Source organism: Lentisphaerota bacterium (assembly GCA_016873675.1).
In the GTDB taxonomy this organism is placed as follows: Bacteria; Verrucomicrobiota; Kiritimatiellia; order RFP12; family JAAYNR01; genus VGWG01.
Window position 1 is genome coordinate 1 of sequence record VGWG01000102.1, and the last position, 9,264, is coordinate 9,264.

The window sequence follows — 9,264 nt, forward strand, 5'->3', positions numbered from 1 at the left end:
AGAAAGCGGTCGCGGTCGCGTTGCTTCTCCCGGTGCCGCCACACCTTGTTCCGAACGAGATAGGTGTAGAACACGTCCGATCCGATGTAGAACGAATCGTGCGATTCAAGCATCGCCTCCGCCTGGGGCCAGTTCGATTCTAGAATCCGGCGCGCGACCAGCATGCCGACGGTCTTACCTCCGATCAGGCCGCTGCCGATCAGGCGGGCGCGGACGGCAATCAGATCTTCCAGCCTGAGGTGCCGCTCCACCAGCGCCATCATGGCCGGATCGCGCGTGACCATCATCCGGACGATCTGATGCCGGACGTCAGCCTCCTGTTCCGGCGCATGCCATGCGTCCCCGCGCGAGGCCACGATCTCCCCGGCGCGCCCAAAGACCCGCTGGCCGTGCTCGCCTGCTTCTGCCCAGGACGGACCGGCTGCGGCCAGCACCCGGGAGATCACAGCGCTGGACGTCACCTGTTCAAAGCGGTCATCCGCCCGCCAGGCGTGCAGCATGTGGATGGTCGGCGTGTAGCGAAACTGCGTCTTGATCGGCCGGACATGCAGGACCTCTTGATGACGAAAGACGTCCAGAAACAACTGGGTGGTTTCAATGATTGGCTCGGTGGCCTGGCGTGAATGCCGGTGCCGCAGCAGACCGAAATAGGTGATGGTCTGGAGGTCAAAGAGATACGGACAGGTCAGCATGAAAAAATTGCCGAGCATCGCGTCCGAATACCAGTCCACGGCCAGATCGGAGAGGCAATCAAAGAGGTAATAGGCTCCGGGGCCAGCCTCGGTGATCGCGCTGTGGATCCGGTGAATAAAGGATTCAAAGCCATCCTCAGGATCCAGTGTCATCGTCTGAATGCCGCTGTCCGGAGCGATCAGCGGGGCGTGCCGGGCAAACCTGAAGTAGATCAAGCGCCGTCCATCGCGCTGCGCGGCGCGCACATAGGGTGTCACAAACACCTGATAGTCCTGAATCGCCTCGACGTGCCAGACGATGTTGTCGCCCGTGAGAATGCCGCTCAACGCCGCGTCCAGCGATGGCAACCCGGTGGTGTGAACAGGCGCATGCTCGGACATGGCGATTTTACTCCCGTTCCAAAGGCAGTTCCCCGGCCTCGTCTCTCGTCTCCGGCACCGCCGATGCCTGCTGCTTGGCACGCGCGCGGCGGGACGGCTTGGGGAGGGTGGGCGGCGGCTCGTTAGAAGCGGTGCCGACATCGAGCTCACGGACGCCGATCTCGCGCAGCCGCATCGACACGATCTTGGAGACGCCCTTATCCTGCTGGGTCACGCCATAGACGATGTCGGCGCTGGCGATGGTGTGCTGGTTGTGCGTAATGATCAGGAACTGCGACTGCGCGAGAAAGTCCTTGAGCGCCTGAACGAACCGGCCAATGTTGGAGTCATCCAGGGCGGCGTCCAGCTCGTCGAGCATGCAGAACGGCGAGGGCTTGATCATATAGATGGCGAAAAGCAGGCTGACGGCCGTCATGGTGCGCTCGCCGCCGGAAAGAAGCGTCACCGACTGCGGCCGCTTGCCGGGCGGCCGCGCGATGATGTCCACGCCGCATTCGAGCGGGTCCTCCTGGTTTTCCATAAGAACGAGCCGGGCGGTCCCGCCGTTGAACAGCTTGGTGAACATGATTTCGAAATTGGCGTTGGCCTGAGAAAAGGTGGCCTTGAACATCTCAGAGGTCTTGGCGTTGATCATCTGAATCAAATTGAAGAGCTGCTCCTTCGCCTTGACGAGGTCGTCTTCCTGCGCCCGCAGGAAGGTGTAGCGCTCTTCGAGTTCCTTGTACTCCTCAATGGCGACGAGGTTAACCGGGCCCATGGCCGCGATCTCGGCCTGGAGCTGAATCAGGCGCGGCTCGACGTCGGTAATCTCGGGGACGACCCCGCCGGGCCAGCGTGGGTCGGGCTGTGCGATCAACTGGTCAACCGTGAGGCCATAGTCATTGTAGATGCGGTCGAGATGGTTCTGCCGGTGCATTCGCGACTCGGCGAGTTCGAGGTCGGATCGACTCTTCTCGTTGCGGGCTTCCTCGTGGAGGCGGCGAAGCTCGCCGAGGGCCGCATCGGCCCGCTCGAACTCGACGCCTTTTCTGGCCCGGACCGCGCGTCCTTCGTCAATGCACGCGTGGATGCGGGCGGATTCATCAACCATGCCCTGCAGGCTTCCGCTCAGTTCGTCGCTCTCGGCCGTCAGCCGCGCGATCCCCTCGTCGTAAGACTTCACGCCTTGACTGCGGCCTTGCAGCAGACGTTCAAGCTCCTCACTCCGCGCTGCAAGTGACGCCGCCTGGCTCTCGGCATGCGCCGCCTGTTGCATCAATCCCTGGCTGGCGAGACGGGCGTCGGCGAGGCGGTCGGCGATTTCATTCTGCGTCCCTTCGAGTTCCTGAAGAGCTGCGGCGATGGCCGCCGAACGCTCGATCCCCTGCTCGCGGGCAGCGGCCAGAGCCTGCAATTCGGCGGCGTGCGTCTGCTGCTGCTGGCCATCACCGGAGGTCTTCGACTGCACCGTGTCCAGTTCGCGGCTAACGACGTCAAACCGCTGACGGGTTCGCTCCGCGTCGCGCGCCACGCTCTGGAACTCGCCGTCCTTCTGAGCGGCCAGCCGTTTGGCGTCATCGAGCTGGCGGCGCGTCTGGACTTCAGCCTCCTTGAGTTCAGCACAGCGGCTGGAGGCCTGTTCGAGTCGCTTGCGGATGGCAGTGGCACCCGCTTCGAGCGCGTCCGTCTGGGCGATGGCGTCAGCGATGAGCATCTGCCGCGCGAGCGGACTCGACACCTGGTTTTCGGGCATCCACGCCTCGGCGGTGCCGTCGGCGTGGAAGACAGCCCCGCTGCGGGTGACGACGGTGCAGCCCGCGGGTAGCGGGCGGGGAACGGCCTCCAGGGTGTCCGCCAGAAAGACGTGCCCGAGGAGACGCCGCGCGGCCGGGGCGAAATCGGCGGTGGGCCGGACCTGGTCAATCAGGGGCGCGAGGCCGGCAGGAGCGGCCGGCGCGGCAGGCGCGGGGGCGTCGGCAATGATCACGCGGGCCGCCGAGGGGCGGCCCTGGGCGAAGAGCGCGGCCATCACGTCGACCGCGTCGGCGGCCTGGCGCACCACGACGGCATCCAGCCAGGCCCGCAAGGCCGCCTCCAGTGCGAGCCGGAGGTCGTTGGGGGCGGAGAACTGCTCGGCGAGTGGGCCGATAACGGCATCGGCGGCGAGCTTCAGCGGGTTGTCCGGGTCCAGAATCAGGCGGGTGCCGGGCGCAAGCTCGTCGTCTGCCGAGGCGCGGTCGGACAACAAATCGAGCTGGGCGCGCTTGGCGGCGAGTTGGGCTTGCAAGCGCGAATACTCGTCCTGCGCGGATTTCTGCCCAGCCTCGGCCTCGGCGCGCACATCCTGGAGCGCCTGTAGCGCCTCGGCGCGCGTCTCGGCCTCGGCATGCAGGCTGTCCCGCTCCACGGCAAGCGCGCCGCGCGCTCGCTCGACGCCCGCGACCTGCTCTGCGAGCTGGGCGTGTTCGGCGGCGAGCCGCTCATGCTGCATCAGAAGGACCCGCTGGCGGGTCTCCATCTCGGAGAGCTGCGCCTGCAACTGCGCGGCCCGCCGCTCCCGGCCCAGCGATTGCTCGCGCATCTGCTGCAATTCGGCGCGAGACTGGTCGATCGCCCGCTTCTGCTCATCAAAGAGACGCTGCGCCTCGGCGGACGCCTGGCGCGCTTGCTCGCCTTGGGAGGCCAGCGACTGACGGTGCAGCTCGAGCTCGGCCGACTGGGTGGCCAGCCACTCAACCTGCTGGCGGGTCTGGGTGATCTCGCGCGTATCGCGCTCGGCCCAGCCGCGATATTCGGCGATCCGCTGTTCGTTGACGCGGATCACCTCTTGCGCCCGAAGGAGGCGGTTGTCGGCCTGAGCCGCCGATTCCGTGAGCACGCCGATCTGCTGCTCCGTCCGGAGCATCTCCTCGTGGATGCGGGACGAAACCTGTTCGGCTGCCATCACGGCGTCTTGCTCCTGCGCCAGGCGGACCGTCAGCCGCTCCGACGCCGCGTCCAGGTCACGGATGCGAATATCGAGCGCCGCCAGCCGCCGACGGGTGACGAACAGGTCGATGCCGCGCAGCTCGTCGCGCAGCTCCTTGAATTTCTGAGCCTTTCCGGCCTGACGCTGCAGCGAACCAATCTGCCGTTTGACCTCGCGAATCACATCGGTCAGCCGGAGCAGGTTGGCTTCGGTCTGTTCCAGCTTGCGCAGTGCCTCCTTGCGGTCGGCCTTGAACTTGGTGATGCCGGCCGCCTCCTCGAAGATGGTGCGCCGGTCCTCGGGCTTGGACGAGAGGATGGCATCAATCTGCCCCTGGGCCATGACTGAATAGGAGGTGGTGCCGATGCCCGTGCCCATGAGGAGGCGGTGGATCTCCTTGAGGCGGCAGGGGGTCTTGTTCAGGAAATACTGGCCCTCGCCCGACCGGTACACGCGCCGGGTGATGGTGACCTCGTTGAACTCGGTGTCGAGGACGCCTTCGCAATCGGCGAAGGTGATGGAGACCTCGGCCAGTCCCAGGGGCTTGCGGCTGTCGGTGCCGTTGAACAGGACATCGCTCATCTTGGCGCAGCGCAGCGCGGTCGGGCGCTGCTCGCCCAGCACCCAGCGGATGGCGTCCGACACGTTGCTCTTGCCGCAGCCGTTCGGGCCGACGATCGCTATCAGCCCCGGTTCAAACGACATGCGGGTACGATCAGCAAAGCTCTTGAAGCCGATGATTTCCAGCGTTTTTAAATACACGGGCGCCTCAGGTTGCGGCAGCCTGCCACCCAGCGGGTCGCGGCGGAGACTGTGAACGAAGAACGGGCTGATATATACCACGAATGAGGGGGGCGCAGCAAGCCGATCCTATGAACGGGGGGCATTTCTGGCCCATAGCTTCACGTTGGGATCCGCAGATTGCGCAGATGTTGATTCAATCTGTGGTCATCCGCGAAATCTGCGGAAAAGTTACTGCGGTCGATTATTCCCCCTCTGTGGGCGGTGGGCTCGTCCGTAACTTGGACAAATTCTCTGAATATCGCGACACGTTGCGAATTCAGTTGCTGAATATGGGCTATGAATCTGATTGGCGGGTCTTGCTCAAGCCGATGAAATGGAAGCGGCGCTTAAATCGCACGGCCGATCGTCTGCGCCAGGGCCTCCGGCGTGAGGCCAAACTGCTCGCGCAGGCCGGCGGGGGTTCCCTGCGGAATAAAGCGGTCGGGCCAGCCGAACCGGTGCACGCGCGCCTGGGACACGCCGAGCGTGTCCAGCTCCTCGGCGAGCGCGCTGCCGAAGCCGCCGGCGACCGCGCCGTTTTCCAGCGTCACAAACCGGGCGCCGGATTCCGCCTGCTGGCGGAGCCGCTCCCGGTCCAGCGGCTTGATGAACCGCGCGTTGACGACGCCCGCCGCGACGCCCCGCTCGCGCAACCGCGCCGCCGTCTCGCAGCCCAGGGTGACAAAATCGCCGAGCGCCCAGATCCAGACCGGCGGACCGTCGCCGGTCGGCGGCTCGACCACCTCCGCGACGCCGACGGGCAGCGGCTCCGCAGTCACGGCGGCGGCGGCGCCGCCGGCCGGATCGCGGGGATAGCGGATAGCGACCGGGCCGGGATGCCGCGCCGCCGTTTCCAGCATCCGGCCCAGTTCGGCCTCGTCGCGCGGCTGCATGAACACCAGATTCGGCAGGCAGCGCAGCATCGGAATGTCAAACACCCCGTGGTGCGTCGGACCATCGCTGCCGACCACACCGGCGCGGTCCATGCAGAACACCACCGGCAGTCCCTGCAGGCAGACGTCGTGCATCACGCAATCAACCGCCCGCTGCATGAAGGTCGAATAGATCGCCACGAACGGTCTCAGCCCCTCGGCCGCCAGCCCCGCCGCAAACACCACGGCGTGCTCCTCGCAGATGCCGACGTCGAAGAACCGGTCGGGAAATTGCCGCGCAAACCCGGTGAGGCCCGTCCCGCCGCACATGGCGGCGGTGATCGCCACCACCGACGGATCGCGCTGCGCCAGCACGCACAGCCGCTCGCCCAAAACGTGCGAATAGCCCCGCGGGGGCGGCGCGGCCTCTCCCCCCTCGGGATCGAAACAGCCGACCCCGTGCCACGCCTCGGGATTCAACTCGGCGGGCCGATGGCCGCGCCCCTTGAGGGTCGAGACGTGGATCAGGATCGGCCGGTCATAGGCCCGGGCGACGGTGAGCGCGTCGCACAGCGCGCCGAGGTCGTGGCCGTCCACCGGCCCCATGTAGCGCAAGCCGAACTCCTCAAACAGGGCGTTCTTCAGGAACAGGCTCTTGACCGCCTGTTCGGTGCGATGGTAGACCCCGCGCAACGAATCCATTCGCAGACGGTGGCCGACCTGCTCCGCCGCCGCCTTCCAGCGGTTGTAGCTCGGGCTGGCGAGCAGCCGGCCCAGATGCGAGGAGATCGCCCCGACCGGCCCGCCGATGGACATCTCGTTGTCATTCAGGATCACGATCATCCGGCGGGTCACCGAACTCAGGGTGTTCAACGCCTCCAGCGAAATGCCGTTGCCGAGCGAGGCGTCGCCGACGACGGCGACCACCGACTCGCGCCCGCCGCGCCTGTCGCGCGCCGCAGCCATCCCCATGGCCGCCGAGATCGCCGTCCCGGCATGGCCCGCGCCGAAGGCGTCGCACGGACTCTCCTCGCGCTTTTGGAATCCTGAGAGCCCGGCGGGCTGGCGGAGGGTGTCAAAGCGGTCGCCACGGCCGGTCAGCAACTTCCAGGCATACGTCTGATGGCCGACATCCCAGACAATCTTGTCGGCCGGCGGCTTGAACACCCGCAGCAGCGCGACCGTCAGATCGACGACGCCCAAATTCGAGGCCAGATGCCCTCCGTTCCGGCTCACCACCGCAATAATCCGTTTGCGGATCTCTTCGGCCAGAAGCGGCAACGCGTCAGCCGGCAGATTGCCCACATCTCCAGCGCCGGTAATGGTTTGCAGTAGGCTCATGATGCGTGAAGCGTCCTGATTTGTTTTTGTGTGTCTTGGTAGTATAGCCGTTCCCGCGATCATTTGCACCAGAAAGTATTGAAACCGCTGTCGTGATATTGACGTTTCGCTCCACTTGTGGCAGACTCCCCGTACGAACTCGCAGCGTGCCTGTTTCGTACCTGTTTTTACAGTCGTACGACCGGAGCCGACCGGAGCCGACGAAACGTGTTTGAGTGATGATCACATCCGAGGGATCCGATGAAATACGACTACGACCTCATTTGCATTGGACTTGGGCCTGCTGGCATGGCGGTGTCCATTATGGCGAGTTCAATGGGACTCAAAGTGGCGGCCATTGAAAAAAACGCTATCGGCGGAGAGTGCATGAATGTCGGTTGCATTCCCTCCAAGGCGCTGCTACACGTTGCCCGTGCGCGTAACTTCTATTCGAACCTGGCTGACTATGGATTGTCGCCGGTTGAGGCGCCGAAAGTCAACAACCCGTTCGCCATCATTCAACAGCATCTGTCATACATTTCAGAGAAGAAGACGAGCGCCATGTTTGACAAGGTTGACGTAATTTTGCGCGAGGGGTCAGCCGTCTTTATCGACGCACACCGGGTCAAAGTGGGCGAAAAAACACTGAGTGCCAAGCGCATCTTTGTCGCAACAGGCACTCGCCCGATGGTGCTGCCGATTCCCGGCATAGCATCCATTCAATTCCTCACCAATGAGAATGTATTTAAACTGCAACGCATTCCGCCGCGCTTGATTGTCTTGGGAGGCGGTGCTATCGCGTGTGAATTGAGTCAAGCGTTCCAGCGCTTGGGCAGTCAAGTCACCATCATTCAGCGTTCAGCCTGCTTGCTATCGGCTGGCGAACCAAGCGCCGCTGCAATCCTGCAAGACGCCCTGCAGAAAGAAGGCGTGCGTGTTTTGACTGGCCATCAACCCGCCAGGATTGAAAAGCAGGGCGATGCCGTTGTGTTATATACCGACAAAGGAACAGGCGTGGTTGGCGACGAACTCCTGGTCGCAACAGGGCGAAAACTTGATTATCGGGATCTGGCGCTGGACAAAGCGGGTGTTGCCGTTGGCGGGAAAGGCCAGATCATGGTCAACAAGTTCCTGCAAACCAGCCAACGAAACATTTATGCCGTCGGCGACTGCAACGGCCACCACCTGTTCTCACACGCCGCGATGCACCAAGGCATGATCGCATTGATGAACAGCATGGCTCCGTGGCCATTCAAACAAGACTTCCGCAAATTCGTGGTGCCTTCAACCGTATTTACCGAACCCCAGATCAGCCACGTGGGCAGGCATGCAGCCGAACTGACCAAACACGGCATCACCTTTGAAACCATCGAAACGAAATATGCTGATTACGGGGCGGCCATTGCAGAAAACCTAACCACGGGCTTTATCCGTGTCTATGTCAGCCGTACTGGCCGAATTTTGGGTGCCGATATTGTTGGAGACGGTTCAGGCGAAATGATTAATGAATGGGCATTGGCCATTCAAAAGCATAGTCGCATTCACGATGTGATGATGCTCCAACACTCGTTTCCAACGATGGGCTTTATGAGCAAGCGCATCGGCGAAATCTGGATGATGAACAAAATGAAATCGCCGGCCCTCAAAAAAATCGCCAGCGCAGCGTTCCGCTGGGGTTAGACGAGCCACGCCGAACCCGGTGGTTGCGTTTGCCGTGGCGTGTGTGTCGGCATGGGTTGCGGCGGACTCGGGTGTATCGGCGTGACTCGGCGTGACTCGGTTACTGACAGCCCTCGCGGTTTGTCCTATACTTTTCAAAATGACACCCGAAATCCACCTACCCTCTCCGTCCGACCTATTGTCCATTGCCCGCCAGGCGGCTCGTGCGGCGGGCGAGCACGTGCTGGCCAATCTTAATCGCCGCAGCGAGGTCGATTCGCTCACGCGAAGCGACGTCAAACATCGCCTGGATGCCGAGGCTCAGGAGGTGGCGACGGGCACCATTCTTGCCGCCTGCCCCGACTACCCCATTCTTGGCGAAGAGACGTGCGATCATCCCCTTCCCGACGCGCCCGTACGCTGGGTGATTGACCCGATTGACGGCACGGTTAATTTTTTCCATGGCTCGCCGTGGTGGTGCTGCTCGGTCGCCGCGCAAGTGAATGGACGTTCCGTTGCAGGCGCGGTCTTCGCCCCCGAGTTCGGATGGCTCTTCGAAGCCTCCTCCGACGGCCCGTCCCTGTGCAATGGCGTGCGCCTGCGCGTCTCA

Annotated in this window: 5 protein-coding genes; 2 read left to right on the forward strand and 3 right to left on the reverse strand. The window is 63.5% G+C overall.

The annotated features are described in order from the left end of the window. The 3 genes from FJ222_10525 to dxs all read right to left on the reverse strand — a co-directional run. The coding region (locus tag FJ222_10525; protein ID MBM4164856.1) for a phosphoenolpyruvate synthase at nucleotides 1-1,073 on the reverse strand (1,073 nt) is incomplete at its 3' end. Nucleotides 1,074-1,080: 7 nt separating this feature from the next. Then, nucleotides 1,081-4,863, reverse strand: coding sequence for a chromosome segregation protein SMC (smc, locus tag FJ222_10530; protein MBM4164857.1), 3,783 nt, complete (start codon nucleotides 4,861-4,863; stop codon nucleotides 1,081-1,083). A 287-nt stretch (nucleotides 4,864-5,150) separates the two neighbouring features. Beyond that, a complete protein-coding gene (gene dxs, locus FJ222_10535) occupies nucleotides 5,151-7,016 on the reverse strand; it encodes a 1-deoxy-D-xylulose-5-phosphate synthase (protein MBM4164858.1) in 1,866 nt (621 codons plus the stop codon). Between the two features lie 240 nt (nucleotides 7,017-7,256). Here dxs and FJ222_10540 point away from each other — a divergent pair, with 240 nt between their 5' ends. Next, nucleotides 7,257-8,675, forward strand: a complete 1,419-nt coding sequence (locus FJ222_10540; protein MBM4164859.1) for an NAD(P)/FAD-dependent oxidoreductase — start codon at nucleotides 7,257-7,259, stop codon at nucleotides 8,673-8,675. Nucleotides 8,676-8,814: 139 nt separating this feature from the next. Next, the coding region (locus FJ222_10545) for an inositol monophosphatase (GenBank protein MBM4164860.1) at nucleotides 8,815-9,264 on the forward strand (450 nt) is incomplete at its 3' end.

Bases quoted from the DNA above. Each gene is read 5' to 3' on its own strand.
- dxs (MBM4164858.1), bottom strand. From the start codon at position 7,016: ATGAGCCTACTGCAAACCATTACCGGCGCTGGAGATGTGGGCAATCTG.
- FJ222_10540 (MBM4164859.1), top strand. From the start codon at position 7,257: ATGAAATACGACTACGACCTCATTTGCATTGGACTTGGGCCTGCTGGC.